Raw genomic sequence first — 25,480 nt, forward strand, 5'->3', positions numbered from 1 at the left:
GTGTTGAGTGTTGAGTGTTGAGTGTTGAGTGTTGAGTGTTGAGTGTTGAGTGTTGAGTGTTGTAAGTTAAATAGAGCAATTTTAAATATGTAGTGTAGTAATATAGATATAATTTACAACAAGTATAGACGGACAAAGACAGGACTAGGAAATAGAGGAATTGAATATTAAAACATTTTGAATTAAGAAGACTGGAGTATGATTAATCGCAAGGATTTTGAGAGAATTTCGGTGCAAACCAAGTCATTTGGACTACTTATGCGTATAATGGATAAGAGTGTCGATGTATAAGTATGGACTCAAGAAAGGAACAAGTGAATGAATGTGACTACAAATGTAAATACAACGTTGAAAAAATGGAAGCAAACATTATGGCTTTTGCCTGTAGTGATACTTTTAGCAGGAACATTGCCTCAATCTTCTTATGCAGCAACACCATCTGTTGATAATGAAAAAGTGCGTGTAGGGCTATTTTTAGATGTGGGGAATACATATTCTTCGATAGTCCCTGTAGTTAATGTGAAATCAGCAGGGAGTCTTAGTGTAGGTCAATCGAATAATGGAGTAGTTGATTCTTGGTTATCTATTGGCAATCAAGCAAGCTTCGGTATTGATGGCTATCGGGTGAAAGTATTGGAAACGGCTGATTTTGCTACAGCGGCGGCAGGGATCAAATTATTACAATCGACAAGTGACAAACCTATCGTATTCTCAGCTTCCAAAAATGGTGGCACCGTATATCAATTGTATACAGGGATGTATTCTTCTAAAGCAGCGGCTACGACTGGTGCTTCTCGTGTAGCTTCTACAGTAAGGTCTATTTTGAATGGTCAGACACCTGCGGTAAAAGGTGGCTTCCATTTGTCTGCTGGAAGTTATGCAACTGAAGCACAAGCGAATGCTGGTCTTGCTGCTGTCAGTGCAGCTGGATTGGATGGATTTGTCGCTATCACTAAAAGTGGCGGAGCTCTCGCTTACAATGTATGGGTAGGGGAAGAAGCAGATGCGGCTTCTTTGGCAAGTATTAAATCAGTTGCAGCAACAGCATTACCTGATATCACGCTCACTACTGTAAGTAGTACACAAGCGGCGCTTATTAAACGTACAAATGTGACTTCAAGTATTACTAGCCCCTCACCGATTGATCATTATATGGTTAGTGGAACAGATGTCAAAATGATGTTACAAGGAAACGATTCAGGGACTCAAGTGACTGAACGTTCTGCTCGAACATATCGTGGTGATTTTGAAATAAGTAATTACAACGGTCAACTGGCATGGATTAATGTTTTGCCTATGGAAGAGTATCTGTATTCGGTAGTCGGTGGCGAAGTATCTGCTTCATGGCCGGCAGAAGCTTTGAAAGCTCAAGCAGTAGCTGCACGTAGTTATGCTAGATTTCAAGAGCAAGGTTCTAAATTTAAAATAGCAGATGTGGTCGATACTACACTGAGTCAAGCGTATAACGGTGTGAGTGCAGAAGATAAACGAATCATTGCGGCTGTTGATGCTACAGCAGGTGAAATCGTTACAAAAAATAATAAAGTGATTGAGGCAATATTTTCTGCCAATAGTGGCGGGGCTTCAGCTGATCCTTCTGAAGTATGGAACGGCGGTGGAGATGTATTTGTGAGTGTGGTATCAAAAGAAGATGCGGCTTCACAAGCGGCGCTTAAAAATTGGTATCATGTATTATTAGATAACGGAAAGTCTGGTTATGTACGTGAAGATAATGTAAAATTATCAGGCAAGAAAACATCGGCTGGACTAGACTATATGACAGTTACTGCTAAAAATACAAATGTGCGCCCTTTACCAGTGGTACAAAGTAATGTATCTATGGTAGGTCAAATGAATCCAGGTGATCAAGCTGTTGTGTTAGAATTATTACCTGAGTCCAATAGCTATCAGTGGATACGTGGCCCTTTTACTTCGGCGCAAATACTGGCAACGTTAAAAGGTAAAACAACCGCAAGCTTACCATCTACTATCACTTCTATTCAGGTTTCTCAGCGTGGCCCTTCTGGACGTGTTACTGAAATCAAAGTAAATGGTGCTGTTGTGAAAGTGAAGTATCCAGATGTGTTCCGTTCTGCACTCAATAGTCTACCAAGTACATTGTTTGATGTGGTAAATACAGCAAATTATGTAGTTGTAGGTTCAAATAATGATCAAAATGAAATGCCAGCTGCCAGAACTGTTATTTTAGGAGCTTCAGGACAGGGAACAGGTTCAAGCTCAACGGTGATTTTAAATGGTGATGGTGTAGCTAGAGTGACTGAAGCAGGTGGATTTTTATTTACAGGTAACGGGAATGGTCATGGATTAGGTATGTCCCAATGGGGCGCTAAAGGTATGGCTGACAAAGGATCAAATTATAAACAAATCTTGCAACATTATTATAACAATGTGCAAATTACGAAGGGGTAAGTAGAACCATGAAAGTAGATGTATATGATTTTGAATTACCAGAGCATTTGATTGCTCAAGTTCCATTGCAAGATCGAACAGCTTCACGCTTGCTTACTTTAAACAAACAAACAGGTGAAGTCAGACATCAGCATTTTGGTGAAATTTTAGATTATTTACATGAAGGCGATACATTGATTTTGAATGATACACGTGTAATTCCAGCTCGTCTATTTGGGATCAAACGTGATACAGGCGCTAAAGCAGAAGTATTGTTATTAACTCAACTGGAAGGTGATCGTTGGGAAGCACTAGTAAAACCAGGTAAAAAGCTGAAAAAAGGCGCTGTTATTGATTTTGGCGGTGAGCTGGAAGCCGTAATAGAAGAAGAATCGGATATGGGGATGCGTGTATTGTCTTTCCGATATGAAGGTATTTTTCAAGAAATTCTAGATCGTCTAGGAGAAATGCCGCTTCCTCCATATATTAAAGAAAAGCTGGATGATCGTGAACGTTATCAGACGGTATATGCAAAACATGAAGGTTCCGCAGCTGCACCAACAGCCGGGCTTCATTTTACAAAAGAATTGTTAGATCAAATTGCAGCCAAAGGTGTACAGGTAGGCTTTGTGACTTTGCATGTTGGATTAGGTACATTCCGTCCTATGTCTGTCGAAACGGTTGAAGAACATGTGATGCATGAAGAGTTTTACTCATTGTCTGCTGAGACGGCTCAATTGTTAAATGAAACGAAAGCGCGCGGTGGCCGTATTATTGCTGTAGGGACAACTTCTGCACGTACATTGGAAACCGTAGCTCGTGAAGCAAAAGGGCAATTGATCGAAGCTTCTAGTGGTTGGACGCAGATTTTTATTTATCCAGGGCATGAATTTGGTCTGGTTGATGCAATGGTTACGAATTTCCATTTGCCTAAATCTACCCTGGTCATGTTGGTCAGTGCATTAGCTGGACGAGAGCATATTATGGATGCTTATCAGCAGGCAGTAGCTGAGGAGTATCGCTTTTTCAGCTTCGGCGATGCGATGTTTATTTATTAGAAAATGATTGTATTTCATAGGGATGCTCCCGTATAATTAACTGTTGATGAACGTTGTTGTAAGCTATATCTATAGTGACGTTAACAGGATAAGCTAACTTAGTGATAAGACTGACTATCCTATTTTATAAGCAGAAGGATGAGAACCAATACTATGGCTGGACCTATTACGTACGAACATATCAAAACTTGTAAGCAATCAGGAGCACGTCTTGGACGTGTTCATACTCCGCATGGAGTTATTGAAACACCTGCTTTTATGCCTGTAGGTACACAAGCAACAGTCAAAACGATGAGTCCAGAAGAATTAAAACAGATGGATGCGCATATTATTTTGAGTAATACGTATCATTTGTTTCTTCGTCCAGGGCATGATTTGATTCGTGATGCTGGTGGGTTACACAAATTTATGAACTGGGATCGCCCAATTTTGACAGACAGCGGTGGATTCCAAGTATTTAGTCTGAGCGATATGCGTAAAATTAGTGAAGAAGGTGTTCATTTTAAATCGCATTTGAATGGAGATAAGTTGTTCTTATCCCCTGAAATTGCAATGGATATTCAAAATTCATTAGGTTCGGATATTATGATGGCATTTGATGAATGTCCTCCATATCCTGCTGAATATGAATATGTGAAAAAGTCACTTGAACGTACGACTCGCTGGGCAGAACGTTGCCTTGAAAGTCATGGTCGTCCACATGATCAAGGGCTGTTTGCAATCGTTCAAGGTGGGATGCATGAAGATCTACGTAAACAAAGTGCACTTGATTTGACTTCGATGGATTTCCCGGGGTATGCTATTGGTGGACTGAGTGTAGGTGAGCCTAAAGACTTGATGTATCAAGCTTTGGATTTCACTATACCGTTTCTTCCGCACAATAAGCCACGTTATCTTATGGGTGTCGGTTCGCCTGATGCTTTGATCGAAGGATCGATTCGTGGAGTAGATATGTTCGATTGTGTGTTGCCTACAAGGATTGCACGCAATGGTACAACCATGACTAGTGAAGGACGCGTAGTGGTACGTAATGCAAAATATGCACGTGATTTTGGACCACTTGATCCGAACTGTGATTGTTATACGTGTCGGAATTATTCCCGTGCCTATCTGCGTCACCTCATCAAAGCAGACGAGACATTTGGTCTACGATTGACCACTTATCATAATCTGCATTTCTTATTGAATCTGATGAAAAATGTACGTCAAGCGATTATGGATGATCGTCTTCTGGACTTTAAAGAAGAGTTCTTCACGCAATATGGACTACATGATAATGATAAAGGGTTCTAAAAAAACGGTATGTACATGACATCCATCGAAAACGATATGATATTGTTTTTCGATTAATGGTTGATAAGAAAAAGGGGGAAATAACATGTTTGAAACAGCAGCAGCTGCAGGTGGAACAGGCGGTATCTGGGGAGCAATCCTTCCATTTGTATTTATGTTCGTTATTTTTTACTTCTTACTGATTCGTCCGCAACAAAAGAAACAAAAGCAACGTAAAATGATGTTAAATACATTGTCTAAAGGTGATAAAGTGGTAACGATCGGTGGATTGCACGGTACGATTGCTGAAATCACAGACGATATCGTTGTTTTGCGCGTAAACGATGTTACTAAATTAACATTTGATCGTGCTTCAATCAGTCATGCAACAGGCGAAAAAGCACCTGTTTTGACTAAATAATTACGTGTATTGATCCTTAATAATAATGTTTACATCGAAGCGGGCCTGATTAACAGGTCCGTTTTTTGCTTGAAGATGATATATTGAAGTAGATAGGATAAACATAAAGTATGAATAAGGAGGTGCAATATGCAACCGACAGCGTTGATGAGTTCATGGCAGCCTGTGGCAGCGATTGTGATCTTTTTGATCATATATGCAGTGTGGATGACCGATCGAATCAGTAGAGCGTTAGTTGCGTTAGCAGGAGCTCTGATTTTTCTTGTGATTGGTATTGTGCATTGGCAAGATGCTTATATGATGCATATCCAGTGGAATACGATCTTTCTCTGGATCGGTATGATGCTCATTGCGGCTGTGATGAATCGAAGTGGCTTGATACCGTATGCAGCGATCTATAGTCTGAAATGGACGAAAGGCGGGCCTGTACGGGTTATGCTTTTGCTGACCTGTTTGACTGCTATTGGTTCAGCACTGTTAGATAGTGTCACGATGGTATTATTGATCGTACCGGTCACATTTGTGATCACTCGTAAATTAGAGCTGAATCCTGTTCCTTTTTTGATTGCTGAGATTTTGGTGAGTAATCTGGGTGGTGCTGCGACATTGATTGGGCATCCGGTGAATATTTGGATCGGATCGGCTAATCCTCAGTTGACTTTTAATTTATTTCTGAAAGTACTTGGACCTATTGTACTTATATTATTAGTTGTGAATGTAGGTCTGTTATTGCTGTTTTATCGCAAATCATTCCGGCAACACTCACTCAAGGCTCCACTGCAACATTTGGAGGAAGAAGCGCGTTCTTATATTCAGAACCCTCGTCGTGCGATAGCGATATTGATTATATTTATAGTGACGTTGCTTGCGTTTGTAAGTCAGAACTGGATAGGCATTGAGACTCCTGTGATTGCTTTAAGCGGCGCTGTATTGATGCTGTTAGTCAGTACTCGATCCCAGTGGCGTACTGGCGAAATCTGGCGTGAGATCGAATGGGAAACCATTTTGTTTTTTATCGGGCTATTTATATTGGTAGGCGGTCTAGTCGATACAGGATGGATTAGTCTGGGAGCTACACAATTATTAGAATTAACGAATGGCAATCTGGGATTTGCAGCGATTATTATATTGTGGATAACAGGTCTGGTATCTGCGGCGATTGATAATATTCCATGGGTTGCGACGATGATTCCTTTAATTCAAGAAGCAGGAGTGCAAATGAATGCAGATGCGCCTGCTGTGCTTAACCCTCTCTGGTGGGCTTTATCCCTAGGTGCTTGTATTGGTGGAAATGGGACATTAATCGGTGCTTCTTCCAATCTATTGGTCGCTGCTATAGCTCATCGTGAAAAACATCATTTTAGTTATATGGAATTTTTGAAAGTAGGATTACCATTAACACTTATTTCTTTGGCAATAGCTTCTGCTTATCTTTATTTTATTATCTTGTGAATGTAGCAGGAGATTCCAATTCAATGCAGAATTACTTAATGTTGAGCATGGACAAATAAAAAAATAGACAGGGTAATCAAGTGTGGGAAGGAAAGGTGCTCCAATGGCGATGGAAGAATTGACCAATGCCGAGCTTACTGAAGTAATTGAGACATTATGCGAAAGTAAAGCAGAAGAATTTCGTCTGCTTGGCTACGAAAATGTGACTTCAGATGAGATATGGGATTGCCTCGGCCACAAATATGATAAGCAGGGGATGCCCAAACTTCATGAGTTGGTTAGTGACATTTTGTCGATGAGGGTAAATCAGTTTATGAATTATGTAACAATGTCATCTTATAAAAGCGCACCAGATACTTGGAACCAGGCACCGTTGGATCAATCATAAACTGTTGAATAACAGCATGAACCAATGATAAGCTGGAGTCGGTACTTTATCGACATCAGCTTGTTTATTTTGCAGACCAGTGGTAAATTGACTGTAATTTGTGCCATCGCTATAATAGGAATATTGAGAATGAAAGGGGAACCACATACGGGATGAAAAGAATCATCAGCTTCGTAGTCGTTATGCTCGTCGTTGCTGGCGTTATTGGCGCAACGACACCGTTATTTAAGGATGTTCGTTTAGGACTGGATCTTAAAGGCGGTTTCGAGATTTTGTATCAGGCTACGCCAACCACGCAGGGGGAACAAGTCACCAGGGAATCATTATTGCAAACAGCAAAAAGTTTGGAACAACGTGCAAATGCTTTGGGAACCAGTGAACCAGAAATTACAACAGAGGGTACAGATCGTATTCGTCTGAAAATTGCTGGAGTTACGGACGAAGCAACCGTTCGCCAAACGATGAAAGAACCAGCGGAATTAACATTCCGTAGCGCAGATGGCTGTACAACAGATTCTTCTGCGAAAAAAGATGAAGCAACAAGCAAATCTACAAGTAGCACTAAAAAATCTGATGCTACGAGTAAATCGACTTCCAAAGACAGCAATGAAGTATCGACTCAATCGGCAGGAGCAACACAAGAAATTAATGTTGATCCAACGACTGGAGAAGCTACAACTGCCCCTGGAGATACATACAATGGCGCAGCAGAGCAGGATCCAGCAGCACAAGATCCGCTTAAAGTATATTGTAAAGTAGAATTGACAGGTAATGATTTCACAGAAAATGGAGCATCTATTTCGTACACTCAACTGAATGAGCCACAAATTGCGATTAAGTTGAAAGATGCAAGCAAATTTGCTGAGATCACTAAACGTTTGACAGGTCAAAATTTAGCTATTTTCCTAAATGATCAATTGCTTTCTGCTCCTAGAGTACAAGGTGAACTTTCAGACGGAACAGCTGTTATTACAGGTACGTATACACAAGAAGAAGCACAACAATTGAAAGACCAGATCAACTTGGGTGCTTTGCCACTTAAATTGACAGAAGTGTATTCACAAAGTGTTGGCGCAACATTGGGTCAACAATCATTGAAAGATACATTGCTTGCAGGTGTTATTGGTTCGATCTTGATCCTGTTATTTATGGCTCTTGTCTATCGTGTGCCTGGTCTAATCGCAGGTTTCTGTATTATTGTTCATACATGGCTGTTGGTTATGATATTTATTGCAGGCGACTTTACATTAACCTTGCCAGGTATTGCAGCATTTATTCTCGGGGTTGGTATGGGTGTAGATGCGAATATTATTACCTACGAACGGATCAAAGATGAACTTCGTAGTGGTAAGAGCTTATTGTCTGCATTCAAAGCAGGTGGACGTAATTCATTCGGAACAATTATGGATGCTAATATCACAACGATTATTGCTGGTGCTGTAATGTTCGCATTAGGTACAGGGGCAGTAAAAGGTTTTGCATTAGTATTGATTCTTAATATCATAGTAAGTATCTTGACGAATGTGTTCTTCTCTCGCTTCTTGCTATCTTTGCTTCTCAAAGGAAAGATTATTACCAAAGCGAAGTCGTTCGGTGTAAAGGAGAGTGAACGCAGTGCGCTTTAAGTGGAATTATGATTTTGTCAAAATCAGTAAGTATTTCTATACGTTCTCGATCATTTTGATCGTACTTGGTATTTTGAGTCTAGCGATCTTCAAATTAAATTATGGCGTTGATTTCCGTTCAGGTTCTAATGTGGATGTCACATTAACAAAGCCCATTACAGAAGCTCAAGCCAAACCAGTTATTGAAGCTTTAAAATTGAGTGATGATCCTAGTATTACAATCGGTGATGGACGAATGAATGTCCGTTTCGAAAAAGTATTAAGTGATACTCAAGAAAATCAGTTCAAACAAGCATTTACCAAACAATTGGATAGTGGAGCTTCTTTTGAAGTCAACACTGTAGATCCAGCGATTGCACAAGAATTAGAGCGTAATGCTCTATGGGCAGTATTAGCTGCAAGTTTGGGTATTATTATCTACATTACGATTCGTTTTGAATGGCGCTTTGCTGTCGCTGCGGTTGTCGCAATGCTTCATGATGCATTTATCGTAATTGCGATTTTCTCTATTTTCCGTTTGGAAGTCGATCTTACCTTTATTACAGCGATCCTGACTATTATCGGTTACTCGCTGAATGATACTGTCGTTATCTTTGACCGTATCAGGGAAAATCTACGCTTCTCTAAACAGAAGAAAACTGGTGATGTTAAAACCATCGTCAACAACAGTATTTCTCAAACCATGACTCGTTCACTCAATACAGTATTAACTGTATTTATCGCTTGCGTATGTTTGTTCATATTCGGCAGTGAGTCGATTCGTATGTTCTCATTAGCAATGATTCTTGGTCTTGTATTTGGTGCTTACTCTTCTGTCTTTATTGCTAGCCCATTGTGGTTGTTGCTTAAAAACAGACAAAAACCAAAAGCGAAAACTCCGTCTAAAACGACGGCGTAACATTGCAAGTCCAACATGTTGAAGCCGCGTCCTGTTACAGACGCGGCTTTATGTTGTTTTAGGAGGGGAAATCGTGAAAAACCAAGATATCCATCAAGGAGAAAAGGTGTTTTGGACATCGGTTGTTACGGGACTCGGATTGGCGATTGTCAAAGGAGTTACCGGTTATATTGCTAACAATAAAGCATTGATGGGAGATGCATTATATACAGCTTCTACAGCGGCAAGTAGTCTTGTCGAACGTTTATCCAATCCCAATGGGACTGCAAAACAGCACACACGTCAACATAACAAATTAGCGCAAAATCAACCTCATGCCAAAACAGGTGCTCCATTTGCTAACTTGATGATAACTGTGCTTTTGTTGTTAGGTGGATTAGAAATTGGTATTTCAGCTATACGAGATATGATGTCTGTAGAGACTCCTGATCCTAAGCCGTATGCGATTATTCCTGTATTTTTATCTATTGCTATCAATGAAGCTGTATTCCGTTATCGTTATCGTTATGCGAAAAAGCAAAAAAATGCTCGTCTGGCAGATGATGTAGATAATCACCGTTATTCGTTGTACTCTTCTATTCTGGTGCTTGCCGGGATGTTAAGTACAATTGCAGCTTTGGAATTGAATATCGATCAACTGTATTATATCGAACCGATTTCAGCTATTCTGGTGGCTGGTATTGTATGGCGTCAAGGATATCGAATTGCGAAGCATTCTATTTATGGATCACTGGTACAAGAATTAGATCAACAGGATGCTGTAGATTTTATGGATACCGTACAACGTGTACAGGGTGTTATCACTGTAGAAGAATTAAAAGCACAAGAAGTAGGAGACAGTGTCAAAATCGATCTTAAAATCAGTGTGAATCCACAAATTACGGTTCGAGAAGCGGCAGAAATTTCAGAGTATGCCAAAAATTTATTGTTAAGTCGTTTTGCTCATGTCAGTAGTGTACAGGTACAGGTAGTGCCTTATAACGGTGGATATCCGTATAAATCGAATTATGAACTGACACAAAGCAGAGATACATCTGGAAACGGTATGCTTCAATAAGGAGGAACCATATGATTCATTCACAATATCATTGGAATATTCGTCGTCCTGATCAGACGATTTCACAGTCTCTAGCGAACAAGTTGGGCATATCTTCATTAATGTCTACTCTTTTAACCAGTAGAGGCTATACAGAGGAACAACAAGCACTGCATTTTCTTCATGGAAGTCGTGATGATATTCATGATCCGTATTTGCTAGCAGGGATGACAGAAGCGGTCGCACGAATACGTCAAGCTTTAGAACAAAAGGAAAAAATATGGATCTATGGGGATTATGATGCAGATGGTGTATCCAGTACGACCCTTATGATCTATTTGTTGCGTCATTTACAGGCTGACTTTGATACGTATATTCCTCATCGTTCCAAAGAAGGATATGGACTGCATCAACATGCGATCGATCAAGCTCATGCACAAGGCGTAACTTTAATTATTACGGTAGATACAGGTATTAGTGCAGTAGAACAAATTGCTCATGCAGCGCAATATGGTATAGATGTTATTGTTACCGATCATCACGAACCACCTGCTGTGTTGCCACAAGCGTATGCGTTAGTGAATCCGAAGCTACCTTATTGCCCATATCCTTTTAAAGGGTTAGCAGGTGTTGGGGTTGCTTTTAAGCTTGCTCATGCTTTATTAGGTTCTATGCCTGAGCAATGGTTAGAAATCGTCGCTATCGGTACGGTAGCCGATCTGATGCCACTTGAAGGTGAGAACCGCATGATGGTACGTGCAGGTGTAGAAAAAATGAAAAACAGTTCATTTGTAGGGATTACCGCTTTGATGAATGTAGCTGGTATTGAACATGAACAAGTATCGGCTACACATATTGCATTTGCAATGGCTCCACGTATCAATGCAAGTGGACGAATGGAACATGCGATGCGTGCTGTAGAATTGTTGACTACAACAGATGCAGAGCAAGCTGATTATATTTCTCATGAGCTGGATCAATTAAACAAATCTCGTCAGGAGCTTGTAAATACGATCACTCAAGAAGCACATCAGATGGTTGCAAAAGGGTATGAGGGACAGACCAAAGAGATTCCAGATGTGATTGTAGTCGCAGGAGAAGGTTGGAATCCAGGTGTAGTTGGGATTGTGGCTTCTAAATTGTTAGACCGTTATTATCGTCCTACGATTGTATTGGGAATTGATCCCGTAACAGGTCTGTGTAAAGGTTCTGCTCGTTCGATTGACGGATACGATATTTATCAAGCGCTACTGAACTGTGCCGATTTAATGGATCATTTTGGAGGACATCCGGCGGCGGCAGGAATGACACTTCATCGTGATCAATTGGATGCTTTTCGTCACGCTTTGAATGAGCGAGCAGCTACGATCTTAACGGAAAAAGAGTTGGTTCCACAGACACAAGCGGATTGTGAATGTGAGTTAAGCGAGTTATCTTTATCTGCGATTGAAGAATTAGATCAATTGGCTCCATTTGGGATGTCTAATCCATTACCCCGGATTGTATTGCGCGGTGTTAAAGTGATTCAAGCCAAAACGATTGGTAAAACAGGTACACATCTGCGATTAGTTGTCGAGCAAGGGGATACGATGATAGAAGGTGTCGCTTTTGGTAAAGGAGAACTTGCGGGTTTACTTGCTGAAGGAGATCATATCGATCTGCTTGCCGAAACGAGTATCAATGAATGGCGGGGTAATCGCAAACCTCAATTGATGATTCAGGATATCGCTGTACCGGGCTTACAAATCTGGGATCGTCGTGATTGCAAAGCGATCGATAGTGAATTGACCAAAGTTCGTCAACAATTTGGACGTTATATGGCGATGGAACAAGGACAATGGGCGATATTAAGTGAAGAAGATGAAGATTTATTAAAAAGCCAATTGTGTGATGTATCCCTTTGGGGTTATGATAGAAAGGCTGGCATTATCGCTGGCAATACTATTTCTATGCAATATGGTGCAGAAGCTGTACGCACGTTATGTGTATTGTCTTTACCAGCGCATACAGGGCAATTGGATATGATTTTTGCCCAGTTCACTTCTCTTGAAAATATCATTCTTCTCCATGATAAGCGGCAACAGCAGGAACTTCTGCAAAAACCTGATCGAGATCAATTTAAATTGATCTATGGATGGCTTGTCAAAAGCAATCAGCAATTTGTTCATGAAGATGAGCTTATTCCTTACCTGAGTCAAAAAACATCCAGTTCAATAAGAATGGTACAGCTTATGCTGGAAGTATTCGAGGAACTGGAATTTATTATCCGAGAGCAAGGAAAGGTTACGGTTAATACTTCTCCTTCCAAACGTCCTCTGGATAGTTCGAAGCGGTATCAGGAACTTAGCGAGCTGGCTGAAATGGAATATATGTTATGTGAAAGTGATCTGCCGCAGTTAACATCATGGATGATTTCCCGCATGCAAGGCGCGTCATAACAAAAAAAGTATAGGGTTATACAGGTTTTTATTTTGAGGAGGAGATTTTTTTGGATTTTAAAGAGTATATTCGCGTGATTCCTGATTTCCCGCAAGAAGGAATCAGTTTTAAAGATATCACCACTTTGATGCAAAATGGACCTGTCTACCAACAGTCTATCAATGAATTGAAAAAAATGGTTGAGCATTTACAAATTGATGTGATTGCTGGTCCAGAAGCACGCGGTTTTGTAGTAGGTGCGCCACTTGCTTATGCATTAGGTGTAGCTTTTGTACCTATTCGTAAAGCTGGCAAACTTCCTTACAAAACGATTCAAGCTGATTATGCACTTGAATATGGTCAAGATAGCCTGGCAATGCATGCTGATGCGATCACAGAAGGACAAAACGTTCTGATTGCTGATGATCTACTTGCTACAGGTGGAACTATTGCTACATCCATCAATTTGATTCGTCAATTGGGTGGTAATGTAGTTGGTACAGCATTTATGATCGAGTTGCAAGATTTAAATGGTCGTGAAAAATTGCCAGACGTTGATGTGTTCACATTGACACAATATCCATTCTAAAACAGAGCATTTCCCGGGAAATAAAAAGAATCATATATAAAAAGTGTTGTAATATCGCCCGATTGCCAATAACTATTATTGGTAAATCGGGTTTTTTGGCGTTTTTTGAGCTAAATTGGTCAAAAATGAGTTTTTTTATGAAACCTATTGAATAGAAGCCCGTATAACATTGTAGAAGCATACTGTATGTACAGTTATTTCTGTATCAAATAGTCATGCTATTTTAAAGATAAAGGAGGGGGAAGTATGGCTAACATTCGTGAGACGGACTTACCCGGTATTGGCAGGAAATTTTCAGTAGAAACAGAAGAAAGTGAGAAAATTTCGATTATTGTCCATGAAGATGGGAAGCGAGAGATTTTTCACAATCCACCGGACAGCCCGGAAGAGTATGAGTTGGTCGTTACACTTGGAGATGTAGAAGCTCGTCAAATTGCTAGTATTATTGGTGGGATGAGTTATCGACCTAGTGGACTGGAACAAGCTGAATTATCGTTATCTCAATTAAGTATCGAATGGTACAAATTGAAAAGAAATATGGATTGTCTGGGGAAAACGATTGGCGACTTAGCGATTCGGGAAAATACAGGCACTGTCGTTATTGCAAGTATTGAATCCAGTCGTAAGCAGAAGATCAGTCCAGGGCCAGAATATGTACTGCAAGAAGGATATACACTTGTAGTAGCTGGTGAGCGTAGCGGTATTCAGATTCTTAAGCAATTGCTTGAGAGGGGGTCTGGATAATATGGACTATATTGTTTTTGAGATTGGGATTGCTGTTCTGTTAGTAGCGCTAGCAGGATTACTCGCATCCAAATTGAAGTTCTCGGTAGTTCCTTTTTATATTTTAGCAGGAATGGCTGTAGGACCTCATGCACCGGTATTCGGCATTTTGGATTTTCGATTTATTCAAAGTTCGGAATTGATTGAATTTATGGGAAAGATCGGCGTTATTTTCCTGCTGTTCTATCTGGGACTCGAATTCTCGGTAGGTCGGTTGGTCAAAGCTGGTAAATCAATAGCGATTGGCGGAACGATTTATATTGGAATTAACTTTACACTTGGATTGCTGTTCGGTTTTGCTACTGGATTCGGCATCAAAGAAACATTGGTGATTGCAGGGATTACAACAATCTCTTCTAGCGCGATTGTAGCGAAAGTGTTAGTTGATCTCAAACGGACTGCTAATCCAGAAACAGAAATGATACTCGGCATTATTATGTTTGAAGATGTATTTTTAGCAGTGTATCTGTCTGTACTCTCCGGTCTATTGTTAAGTGGAGCAACTTCTATTGGTGGTATTCTTCTATCTGCTGCTCTAGCACTTGGATATATGTTACTTATTCTAGTCGTCGGACGCAAAGCTGTACCGTTATTGAATAAGCTACTCAATATCCCGTCGAATGAAATTTTTATGTGTACTGTATTTGCTGCATTATTTTTAATTGCTGGATTTTCCGAGACGATTCATGTCGCAGAAGCAATCGGTGCTTTGTTAGTAGGGCTTGTTCTTGCCGAAACTTCGCATATGCATCGGATCGAAAAAATTATTTTACCTTTCCGTGATTTCTTTGGCGCATTGTTCTTCTTTAGCTTTGGATTAACAATTGATCCATTGTCATTAGGTGGAAATGCTGTCTGGTTAGCGATCGGCGCTGTGATTTTGACGATGATTGGTAACTACTCGGCAGGAATGTTAGCAGGCAAAACAGCTAACTTGTCACCTAAATCTTCATCCAATGTAGGGCTAACGATTATGTCACGTGGTGAATTTTCGATTATTGTAGCGAATCTGGGTGCTGCTGGTGGACTGGCTGCGATTTTACAACCGTTTGCTGCAATCTATGTATTAATTTTAGCAATTTTGGGTCCTTTGATGACTAAAGAATCGAAATGGATTCACAATGGAATAGCTCGTATTTTCAGACTCAAAAAATAAGCAAATTATTTTCCTATAACACGTCGAGCGAACAGATGTGAGCGTTATTCAGCAACCATATATTGAGTATGGTATATGACTCGTATTATAAGAAAATGACTTGCTTGGGATGGTCATCATGACCTTGATATCTCGAACAGAAAATACAACGCTATTTCTAAAAAGAAACAAGGCATAACATTCAATAAAAAAGACTACCTTTGTACAATTACTTTGTACGCTAAAGGTAGTCTTTTTATTTTAAAGTAGTGAAGATGAATATATTAATCTATCAATCTGGATTTTTGGCTGGCAAAGATGGATCGTCTTTATCATTCGATAATCCGGTTACATGTAACAAACGGAAAAACAAACTCAGTACAATACCTACAATCGTAGCAAGTGCCATACCTTTTAACTCTACAGAGCCAAATTTTAAAGTCGCCCCACTTAGACCTGTGATCAGTACCATAGTAGTAAGTAGCATGTTTTGCGCTTTGGAATAATCGACTTTTTGCTCGACTAGAATACGTAGACCAGACGCAGCAATAACTCCAAATAGCAGTAGAGAAACACCGCCCATAACCGGTTGAGGAATAGCAGAGATTGCTCCTGTAAATGTGCCTGAGAATGATAATACGATAGCAAATAACGCTGCACCTGCAATCACATAAATAGAGTACACTTTCGTCAACGCCATAACACCGATATTTTCACCATAAGTAGTATTCGGTGTAGAACCGACAAACCCGGATAAGATCGTAGAAATACCATTACCTAATAAGGAACGATGTAGCCCTGGATCTTTGGATAAATTTTTGCCAACGATATTACTGGTGACTAGCAAGTGACCTACATGTTCTACAATAACAACTAATGCCACTGGAATAATAGTCAAAATAACAGACCAGTTAAATGAAGGTGTCACAACCTGTGGTAATTGGATAAAGCTTGCTTCATGAATTTTGGTGGTATCGACTAATCCCATCGGAAAAGCGAGTCCATAACCAACAGAAATACCAATTAGAATATGTATGATTTTGGGAAATCCACGAAACGTTACTGCACCTAGAAGGGTAACTCCCAGTGTAATCAGCGATAACGTAATGACTTTCATATCAGGAGCCCATGTACTAGCATCTGTACCTGAAGGAGCTATAAATCCAGCCATTTGTGCAGCAACTGGAATCAGTTCAAGTCCGATTAGAGCCACAATAGCGCCCATCGCTGCTGGTGGGAATACAATATCTAACCAGCGTGTACCTGCATATTTTACAATAAGAGCGACCAGTGCAAAGATAACTCCTGTTATAATAAAAGCACCTAAAGCTAGAGAATATCCATTCTCATCAAATCCGTATTTGGTCAAAACAAGGGTAACTGGAGCGATAAAAGCAAAACTAGAACCGAGATAAGCCGGAATTTTGCCCCGACAGATCCAAATGTAAAGCAGGGTTCCTATACCATTCATCAATAAAATCATACCTGGATCAACATGGAATAGATTAGGAACAAGAACAGTACTTCCGAACATAGCAAAAAGATGCTGTAAGCTTAACAGCAATCCCTGAAATAAAGGCAGTTTCTCATTCACTTGAATTTCACGCTGCACGCTATTCACTCCTCTGTATCAAATGGCACTACTTCAATCATGAAACAACTGTCTGACTCACAACCAGAACGCATATCTTTAATAGCTTAATGAGTTTGGATGTTTTTTTCAATAACGTTTTTCAGAAAAGCTTGATAATCTTCATAAACCATTCATCCAGAATGGTTGACGCGGATACGTGCAAGAGGCATAATTATAGGAAATCCCCTTTTCGGAACCTGATGCCACACAGATATGGGCAGGTTCCATTTTGATATGTATTTTTGACAACTACTGAAAATTTTAAAAAAGATGTGAAAACAGGTGACATTCTTTGTTTTTTTAAAGGAACTCACAATGTTTATTTATAAATAGAAAGGATACGACAACGATTCTATGGGCATAGAGCGATTACTTGAAAAGGCGTCCGCCTACATTAAAGAAAAGGATCTTCACCGCATACGGGAAGCCTATGAGTTTGCTGATCAAGCCCATCACGGCCAGGTGCGGAAGTCAGGAGAACCTTATATTTTGCATCCTTTGGCGGTTGCAGATATTGTTGTTGGCATGGAAATGGATACGATCTCCATTATCGCCGCACTTCTGCATGATGTTGTTGAAGATACCACCGTATCCCTTGATGAAATTCGTACCCGGTTTGGCGATAATTGTGCCATGCTGGTTGATGGTCTAACCAAGCTAGAACGAATTAAATTCCGCTCCAAAGAAGAACAGCAAAATGAGAATTACCGTAAAATGTTTATCGCAATGGCGCAAGATATCCGCGTAATTGTAATCAAGCTAGCTGACCGTCTGCATAATATGCGTACGCTCAAATACCAATCCGAAGAAAGCCAACGCCGGATTGCGTACGAAACGCTTGAAATTTTCTGTCCTGTTGCTCATCGTCTGGGTATTTCGGCGATTAAATGGGAAATGGAAGATATTGCACTTCGTTACTTGAATCCACAACAATACTATCGTATTGCTAATTTGATGCACAAAAAACGTGCTGAACGTGAACAATATATCGATAATGTTATCGGTCGTATTAATGAAAAGCTATCAGAGATGGGTGTAGAAGCTGACCTTTCCGGTAGACCGAAACATATCTATAGTGTGTATCAAAAAATGACGATCAAAAATAAACAGTTTAATGAAATCTATGATCTGCTGGCGATCCGTATTATCGTAGATAATATTAAAGATTGTTATGCAACACTTGGTATTATTCATACCTTATGGAAGCCGATGCCAGGTCGATTTAAAGACTATATCGCGATGCCTAAAACAAATATGTATCAGTCTTTGCATACTACGGTTGTAGGGCCAAATGGTGAACCTACAGAAGTACAGATTCGTACATGGGATATGCACCGCACCGCTGAATTTGGTATTGCGGCTCACTGGGCATACAAAGAAGGCACAACAGGTACGATCGAAAATAAAGTTCCTTTTTTCAAAGAAATTCTCGAATTACAGCATGAAGCGAAAGATGCTTCTGAATTTGTAGAATCCCTTAAAATGGACTTTTTCTCTGATCTAGTGTTTGTATTTACACCAAAAGGCGAGGTCATTGAATTACCAATCGGTTCAGTACCGCTAGATTTTGCTTACCGTATTCATACCGAAGTGGGGAATCGAACGATTGGTGCTAAAGTCAACGGTCGTATTGTACCGCTCGATCACCGTTTGAAAACAGGCGATATTATTGAAATTTTGACTTCTAAACATTCATATGGTCCAAGTCAGGATTGGCTCAAAATTGCACAGTCTTCTCATGCACGTAGCAAAATTAAGCAATGGTTCAAAAAAGAAAAACGTGAAGAGAATGTAGAAAAAGGTCGCGATGCATTAGAACGTGAAATCAAACGCCTGAATCTGGAGCCTTCTGTCTGGTTAACCGATGATAAATTAGTCGAAGTCGGTAAAAAGTTTGCTTTTCATGATAGCGAAGATATGTTATCTGCTATAGGATTTGGCGGCATTACAGCAGCTCAAGTCTGTACACGTTTAACTGAAAAATTGCGTAAAGAACAAGAAGAATCTGCAATTATTGAATTGAGTGAACAGGTTAAAGAAGTCAAAACAGCACCGGAAGAAAAACGTCCACGTCCAACCAATGGCGTGAGCGTTAAAGGTATTGATAATCTATTAGTTCGTTTTGCTCGATGTTGTAATCCAGTTCCAGGTGATGATATTGTCGGTTATGTTACACGCGGACGGGGTGTCTCGATTCACCGTAGCGATTGTACGAATGTGCCTGATGTCAGTGATAACAGTGAAGCAGCACGTATTATCGAAGTCGGCTGGGAAAATGCAGTCGAATCGAACTACAGTGTTGATATTGAAATTACCGGTCATGATCGCCGTGGATTGCTAAATGAAGTGTTGCAGACAGTAGCTGAAAATAAAACCAATATTTCAGCTGTGTCTGGACGTTCAGACAAAAATAAAATGGCAATGATTCATATGACGATTCTGATTCGCAATACCGATCATTTGCAATCGGTTGTTGATAAAATCAAACGAATCCAAGATGTATATACCGTTCATCGGATTATGCAGTAAAACCAACACATGATGATACAAATTGAAAAGAAGCTAATCTCCTTTACTGGAATGTTTAGCTTCTTTTCTACATAGAAAGGCAGGATTTGAATTTATGAGAGTAGTGGTTCAACGTTGCAAACATGCTTCTGTCACTGTAAATGAAGAAATTGTTGGGCAGATTGGTAAAGGATTAATGGTATTGGTCGGTGTTACTCATACGGATACGATCGAAGATGCGAAGTATCTTGCAGGCAAAGTAGCAGGCATTCGTATTTTTGAAGATGAGCAAGGTAAAATGAATCTAGGTCTACAGGATATCGGTGGTGAAGTATTATCGGTATCCCAGTTTACGTTATATGGAGATTGCCGCAAAGGAAAGCGCCCGGGGTTCAGTGATGCTGCACGTCCTGAAGTCGCTACGCCTATCTATGAAGCGTTTAACGAGGCTTTACGCAGTCTAGGCGTAGGTGTAGAAACAGGAATATTTGGCGCAGATATGGATGTATCTCTGACCAATTGGGGACCGGTAACATTGATTATTGATAGCCCTGGTGCTAAAAATTAATACGTTGACATGTAGATGATCGTGATCAAAAATATAATATTAACAAGATCAAAAGGGCAATCTTTGAGACAAAAGATTGTCCTTTTTGTTATTTATTTATCAATTCAAGAGCTGATTGTGGTAGAAGAACAGGAGAACAGGGTAATAAGAAAGCGAGAACAATTACAGTACTATACTGTATTGATTAACTAGATAGCAACACGAAAGGAGAACAATTCCCATGAGTAAAGTAGCGTTCTTATTAGCAGACCAATTTGAAGATTCCGAAATGCAGGTACCTTATGACGAGCTAAAAAAAGCAGGTCATGATGCAGATATCATCGGTCTCCAAAAAGGAGAAACGGTGAAAGGTAAAAACGGTAAAGAGGAATACACGATCGAAAAAGCAATCAGTGAAGTTAATGCTGCGGATTATGATGCAGTTGTAATCCCTGGTGGTTCTTCACCGGAAGGCTTGCGTTTGGATCAAGACATTTTGAAATTTGTTACTGAAGTAAATACAGCGAAAAAACCAATCGCAGCGATTTGCCACGGTCCACAAATTCTGGCAAGTGCTAATTTGCTTAAAGGACGTACGATCACTTCATTCCCTCCGTTAAAAGACGATATGGTCAATGCAGGAGCAACGTTTGAAGATGGTGAAGCGATTGTAGATGGTAATTTTATCACTTCTCGTACGCCAAAAGACGAGCCTGCGTTTGTACGTGAAATATTAAAAGCATTGTAAGTGTAACGCACCACGAAAAGATTTCTTTTTCTTAAATAGTATGTCTGTAATACGTATTTAAAATACAGCAAGGAGGTAATGACAATGACTAAACATATTCAAGCTTATTTTCAAACAGAAGATCAAGCAGAGGGTGCTAGAACAGCTCTGCAAACGTTCAATGTAAAACAACTTGAGGTGGGACGATTGCCACACCAAATTAGTCAAAGTGGTAAAGTATTAGTACCACTCGTTCCGATTGCTACAAATACAGGCGGTGCTGTAGGTACAGCAGGAGCTCCATCTGGAGCAGGTCCAGGCGGTATTGTTGCTCCAACGGCTATCATTGAAAATCGTGAAGATCGTCTTGAGGGTGAAGATTCTCCTCGTAGCGACAGTGACAATGATGCAGCATACAGTGCAAGCAATGCGACAGAAAAAGACTATGATGATCTTAAATATGTATTATCTGCTTCTGTGATGGAAGCCGATGTAGAGCACGTGGTACAAGCATTACGTACAAATAATGCATTTGTAGAAGTGTTAGATTAATTGTTATTTTAGTAACAAATAGATGAAATAATCGGTGTTACAGGTGGAGTTTCTCCATTTGTAACACCTTTTTTATTGATTTTTATGATAAAAGTTTACCTATTGTAATGAAACTGTAATATAGGAAACATCTTCTCTTAACAATCACCATCTATAATGTACCTATGACCCCCTTTTTAACATACTATGTTGGCCTACAGCCCGTTGCTGTAGGTTATTTTTTTGTCTATAGCGATATACTGTACTTGCACAGTATATTTTTATTAAGTGAAAGTGTTGACTTTAGTGCAGTGGTTCATTACAATCGTTAAATATAACATGATTCTGACTATGAGCTTTGCAAATGTCATAGTAGATGAAAGTTGGAACGATTGAATATAAGATTATGTTGATTAAAGTAATCTTTAAATATACGAATTTGTAGACGGGAAAAGTAGCTTAGACCGATACAGTATCGATGATCGATAAAGAGAGGAATTCCGTGGCTGGAAGAATTCCCTGTATTCCTTTGTGAAAAGACCTCCCCGAGAACATGATGTGAAAGATAGAAAAGTGAGATAGGAGCTGTAAATTCATATTTGCAGTATAACTAATCCTTTTGGAATCCAAGTAACCTCATGCGTAGTCAGCGGGCGTTAACCGCTAATGAAGCGAGTGCAATGGTTGTACTCTAGATCAGACAGTTATCGTTTGAGATAGAAGATTGTATTCGAAATGTGGGTGGTACCACGGGTGAATGGAATAATCCAATCCCTCGTCCCTGTTTATAATAAACAGAGGCGTGGGATTTTTTTGTGTCATTTATGAACAGGATAAGGAATCACTTGAATCAAGGAGGAATCAGTCATGGCTTTTCAAAAACCAACAGGTACGCAAGATTTTTTACCAGGTAAAGTAGAAAAATGGCAGTATATCGAACAACAAGCACGCGATCTATGTAGACGATATAACTATCGTGAGATCCGTACTCCATTATTCGAATCTACAGAATTGTTCCAACGTGGTGTAGGGGAAACAACCGATGTGGTACAAAAAGAAATGTATACGTTTGAAGATAAAGGTGGCAGAAGTATGACGCTACGTCCTGAAGGGACAGCTGGCGTTGTACGTGCTTATGCTGAAAATAAATTGTATGGCGAGCCTGATGTCAGCAAATTATATTATATGGGCCCTATGTTCCGTTATGAGCGTCCACAAGCAGGGCGTTATCGTCAATTTCACCAGTTCGGTATCGAAGCTTTTGGTTCTGTTGATCCAGCGATTGATGCAGAAGTGATTGCTTTGGGATTAGAATTTTTTAGAGAATTAGGATTAAAAGGGGTTACGGTTGAAGTGAATTCTGTAGGTACAGCAGAGACACGTGCCAACTATAACGAGACATTACTTGGATTCTTGCGCCCGATGCGCGACACATTGTGTAAAGATTGTCAGACTCGGATGGAACGTAACCCGATGCGTGTATTAGATTGCAAAATCGATCATGACAAATTTGTAGATGCACCTTCGATTTTAGATAGTCTGGATGAAGAAAGTACTGTTTATTTTGCTAAAGTCAAAGAGTATTTGGAAATTATGGATGTAGAGTATACGATCAACCCTCGTCTTGTACGTGGCTTAGATTACTACGCACACACTGCTTTTGAATACAAAGCGCAAGGAATCGGTGCTATTGATACGGTTGGTGGCGGTGGACGTTATACCAAATTAGTATCAGAAGTCGGCGGACCGGATCAACCGGGTATCGGCTTTGGTATCGGAATGGAACGTCTGCAATTGTTACTGGAAGATCAAGAAGTAGAAGTTCCAGGTGTTCAACCACTTGATGTATATTTGCTTGCCTTAGGGGAAGCGGCAGAAGTTGAAGTGGTCAAACAATTATTCAAATTACGTAAACTAGGTTTCTCCGCAGAACGCGATTATCTAGGACGTAAAATGAAAGCTCAAATGAAATCAGCCGATCGCTTCAAAGCCCGCTATACAGCGATCTTGGGTGATGATGAATTGTTACGTGGTGAAATTGCATTGAAACGTATGGATACTGGTGAACAGCAAACTGTCAAAATGGACGAGTTAGCAGATCACTTGAAATAAATAGCTATATCTGACTAAGCAACACTGTATCGCTGCAATAGCGAAAAACGATCAACTCAATTTAAAGGAGAATGAATAACTTATGTTAAGGACTCATAACTGTGGACAATTAACAACTGCCAACATTGGCGAAACGATTACGTTGAACGGCTGGGTACAAACTCGTCGTGACTTAGGTGGCGTACTATTTATCGATCTACGTGACCGTACAGGGATTGTACAAGTTGTATTCAACCCTGCATACTCTGGCGATGCTTTACAAATCGCAGATCGTGTTCGTAGCGAATATGTATTAGCGGTTAAAGGTGAAGTGGTACTACGTGATGATGAGACAATTAACAAAAACTTGCCTACAGGTGAAATTGAAGTACGTATTACCGAAATCGAAGTATTGAATGCAGCCAAAACGCCTCCATTCTTTATCGAAGATGGTATTGAAGTGGACGAATCAGTTCGTTTGAAATATCGTTACTTGGACTTGCGTCGCCCTGAAATGCAAAAAACATTGATGTTGCGTTCCAAAGCAGCTAAAGTTTTCCGTGACTTCTTGGATGGCGAAGGGTTTATTGATGTAGAAACACCAATTTTGACGAAGAGTTCACCAGAAGGTGCACGTGATTATCTTGTACCAAGTCGTGTTCATGCAGGCGAATTTTTCGCATTGCCACAATCACCACAGATTTTCAAACAATTATTGATGGTGAGTGGACTTGAACGTTACTACCAGATCGCGCGTTGTTTCCGTGATGAAGATTTGCGTTCAGACCGTCAGCCTGAATTTACACAGGTTGATATCGAGACTTCGTTCTTAACTCAAGACAACTTGCTTGATATGATGGAACAATTAATGGTGAAATTATTTAAAGAAACCGTGAATGTAGATATTCCTACACCATTCCAACGCATTACACATGCAGATGCAATGGACAAATACGGTTCAGATAAACCAGATCTTCGCTTTGGCTTAGAATTGGTCAATGTAAGTGATATTGTAGCAGCTAGTGGTGTTAAAGTATTTGCTTCTGTGATTGAAAAAGGTGGAGAAGTGAAATGCTTAAACGCTAAAGGCTGTGGGACATGGACTCGTAAAGAAATCGATAGCTTAGAGCCGTATGCAGCACGTTATGGCGCTAAAGGTCTAGCTTGGATTCAAGTCAAAGAAGGCGAGCTTAAAGGACCTATCGTTAAGTTCTTCAATGAGCAAGAATTAGAGCAAATCAAAACAGCTGTAGGCGCAGAAGATGGCGACTTATTGTTATTCTCAGCTGACACCAAAAAAGTAGTTGCAGATGTATTGGGCGCTTTACGTCTGAAAATTGGACGCGATCTAGGTCTAATCGATGATAAAGCATTCAAATTTGTATGGGTTGTAGACTTCCCATTACTTGGTTACGATGAAGATGCAAAACGTTATGTAGCAGAACACCATCCGTTCACACGCCCTCGTGAAGAAGATGTACATTTATTCGATACCGATCCAGGTCAAATTCGTGCTCAAGCTTACGATATCGTATTGAATGGTTACGAAGTAGGCGGCGGTTCGATGCGTATCTACAAACGTGATGTACAAGAAAAAATGTTCGCAGCGTTGGGTCTTCCAGAAGAAGAATCTCGTGATAAATTCGGTTACTTGATGGATGCATTTGAATACGGAACACCTCCACACGGCGGTATTGCTTTCGGATTTGACCGTCTAGTGATGTTGCTTGCAGGACGTACAAACTTGCGTGAAACGATCGCATTCCCGAAAACAGCCAATGCAACTGACTTATTGATGGATGCACCGTCTCAAGTTGACGTTTCTCAATTACAACAATTGCATATCAAGCTTGCTAAAAAACCAGGCGACGATAAAAAACAAGAAAACAACTAAACTCGTTTGTAACAAATGATGATTATAGTTGCAGTTTCTCATTTATAAAGAAAGGAGTGAACATC

General features: G+C 40.1%; 20 protein-coding genes. 19 read left to right on the forward strand and 1 reads right to left on the reverse strand.

Annotated features, from left to right (window positions below; genetic code table 11):
• Positions 1-318: 318 nt before the first annotated feature.
• The 13 genes from QCD85_RS11615 to QCD85_RS11675 all read left to right on the forward strand — a co-directional run bounded on the left by QCD85_RS11615 (position 319) and on the right by QCD85_RS11675 (position 15,505).
• Positions 319-2,430 (forward strand): SpoIID/LytB domain-containing protein, encoded by a 2,112-nt coding sequence (locus tag QCD85_RS11615; RefSeq protein WP_301262708.1) that lies wholly within the window; start codon positions 319-321, stop codon positions 2,428-2,430.
• An 8-nt stretch (positions 2,431-2,438) separates the two neighbouring features.
• Positions 2,439-3,467 carry a tRNA preQ1(34) S-adenosylmethionine ribosyltransferase-isomerase QueA gene (queA, locus tag QCD85_RS11620; RefSeq protein ID WP_301262709.1) on the forward strand — a complete coding sequence of 343 codons (1,029 nt, stop codon included), beginning with the start codon at positions 2,439-2,441 and terminating at the stop codon, positions 3,465-3,467.
• 153 nt (positions 3,468-3,620) lie between these two features.
• Positions 3,621-4,760, forward strand: a complete 1,140-nt coding sequence (gene tgt / locus QCD85_RS11625; protein WP_204822964.1) for a tRNA guanosine(34) transglycosylase Tgt — start codon at positions 3,621-3,623, stop codon at positions 4,758-4,760.
• Positions 4,761-4,845: 85 nt separating this feature from the next.
• On the forward strand, positions 4,846-5,160 hold the full coding sequence (gene yajC, locus QCD85_RS11630; RefSeq protein ID WP_204822965.1) for a preprotein translocase subunit YajC: 315 nt from the start codon (positions 4,846-4,848) through the stop codon (positions 5,158-5,160).
• 129 nt (positions 5,161-5,289) lie between these two features.
• Complete coding sequence (locus QCD85_RS11635; RefSeq protein ID WP_301262710.1) at positions 5,290-6,612, forward strand: ArsB/NhaD family transporter; 1,323 nt, start codon at positions 5,290-5,292, stop codon at positions 6,610-6,612.
• 103 nt (positions 6,613-6,715) lie between these two features.
• The gene (locus QCD85_RS11640) at positions 6,716-7,000 is read left to right on the forward strand and encodes a post-transcriptional regulator (RefSeq protein ID WP_204822967.1); all 285 of its coding nucleotides are present in this window, start codon (positions 6,716-6,718) and stop codon (positions 6,998-7,000) included.
• Positions 7,001-7,152: 152 nt separating this feature from the next.
• The gene (secD, locus tag QCD85_RS11645) at positions 7,153-8,625 is read left to right on the forward strand and encodes a protein translocase subunit SecD (RefSeq protein WP_273613360.1); all 1,473 of its coding nucleotides are present in this window, start codon (positions 7,153-7,155) and stop codon (positions 8,623-8,625) included.
• Positions 8,615-9,523: a protein translocase subunit SecF gene (gene secF / locus QCD85_RS11650; RefSeq protein WP_273613359.1), complete on the forward strand. Its 909-nt coding sequence runs from the start codon at positions 8,615-8,617 to the stop codon at positions 9,521-9,523. Before secD ends, secF begins: the two co-directional genes overlap by 11 nt.
• Before the next feature lie 73 nt (positions 9,524-9,596).
• On the forward strand, positions 9,597-10,580 hold the full coding sequence (locus tag QCD85_RS11655) for a cation diffusion facilitator family transporter (protein ID WP_301262711.1): 984 nt from the start codon (positions 9,597-9,599) through the stop codon (positions 10,578-10,580).
• An 11-nt stretch (positions 10,581-10,591) separates the two neighbouring features.
• Positions 10,592-12,997, forward strand: coding sequence for a single-stranded-DNA-specific exonuclease RecJ (gene recJ / locus QCD85_RS11660; protein ID WP_301262712.1), 2,406 nt, complete (start codon positions 10,592-10,594; stop codon positions 12,995-12,997).
• 50 nt (positions 12,998-13,047) lie between these two features.
• On the forward strand, positions 13,048-13,566 hold the full coding sequence (locus QCD85_RS11665; protein WP_204822972.1) for an adenine phosphoribosyltransferase: 519 nt from the start codon (positions 13,048-13,050) through the stop codon (positions 13,564-13,566).
• A gap of 246 nt (positions 13,567-13,812) precedes the next feature.
• Positions 13,813-14,310, forward strand: coding sequence for a cation:proton antiporter regulatory subunit (locus QCD85_RS11670; RefSeq protein WP_273613356.1), 498 nt, complete (start codon positions 13,813-13,815; stop codon positions 14,308-14,310).
• Between the two features lies 1 nt (position 14,311).
• Entirely contained in the window at positions 14,312-15,505 is a 1,194-nt protein-coding gene (locus tag QCD85_RS11675) for a cation:proton antiporter (RefSeq protein ID WP_301262713.1), read from the forward strand.
• Between the two features lie 271 nt (positions 15,506-15,776).
• Here QCD85_RS11675 and uraA read toward each other — a convergent pair whose 3' ends face one another.
• Positions 15,777-17,096, reverse strand: a complete 1,320-nt coding sequence (gene uraA / locus QCD85_RS11680; protein WP_301262714.1) for a uracil permease — start codon at positions 17,094-17,096, stop codon at positions 15,777-15,779.
• A 375-nt stretch (positions 17,097-17,471) separates the two neighbouring features.
• Between uraA and QCD85_RS11685 the strand changes: the two genes are divergently transcribed.
• The 6 genes from QCD85_RS11685 to aspS all read left to right on the forward strand — a co-directional run bounded on the left by QCD85_RS11685 (position 17,472) and on the right by aspS (position 25,415).
• Complete coding sequence (locus tag QCD85_RS11685) at positions 17,472-19,646, forward strand: RelA/SpoT family protein (RefSeq protein ID WP_273613353.1); 2,175 nt, start codon at positions 17,472-17,474, stop codon at positions 19,644-19,646.
• A gap of 94 nt (positions 19,647-19,740) precedes the next feature.
• Positions 19,741-20,193, forward strand: coding sequence for a D-aminoacyl-tRNA deacylase (gene dtd, locus QCD85_RS11690; protein WP_301262715.1), 453 nt, complete (start codon positions 19,741-19,743; stop codon positions 20,191-20,193).
• 220 nt (positions 20,194-20,413) lie between these two features.
• Entirely contained in the window at positions 20,414-20,920 is a 507-nt protein-coding gene (locus QCD85_RS11695) for a type 1 glutamine amidotransferase domain-containing protein (RefSeq protein WP_273613351.1), read from the forward strand.
• A gap of 84 nt (positions 20,921-21,004) precedes the next feature.
• The gene (locus QCD85_RS11700; RefSeq protein WP_273613350.1) at positions 21,005-21,451 is read left to right on the forward strand and encodes a hypothetical protein; all 447 of its coding nucleotides are present in this window, start codon (positions 21,005-21,007) and stop codon (positions 21,449-21,451) included.
• Between the two features lie 846 nt (positions 21,452-22,297).
• Positions 22,298-23,542, forward strand: coding sequence for a histidine--tRNA ligase (gene hisS, locus QCD85_RS11705; protein ID WP_273613349.1), 1,245 nt, complete (start codon positions 22,298-22,300; stop codon positions 23,540-23,542).
• An 82-nt stretch (positions 23,543-23,624) separates the two neighbouring features.
• Positions 23,625-25,415: an aspartate--tRNA ligase gene (gene aspS, locus QCD85_RS11710; RefSeq protein ID WP_301262716.1), complete on the forward strand. Its 1,791-nt coding sequence runs from the start codon at positions 23,625-23,627 to the stop codon at positions 25,413-25,415.
• The last annotated feature ends 65 nt before the right edge of the window (positions 25,416-25,480 follow it).

This window comes from Paenibacillus sp. PsM32 (genome assembly GCF_030433815.1).
Classification (GTDB): domain Bacteria; phylum Bacillota; class Bacilli; order Paenibacillales; family Paenibacillaceae; genus Saccharibacillus; species Saccharibacillus kyungheensis.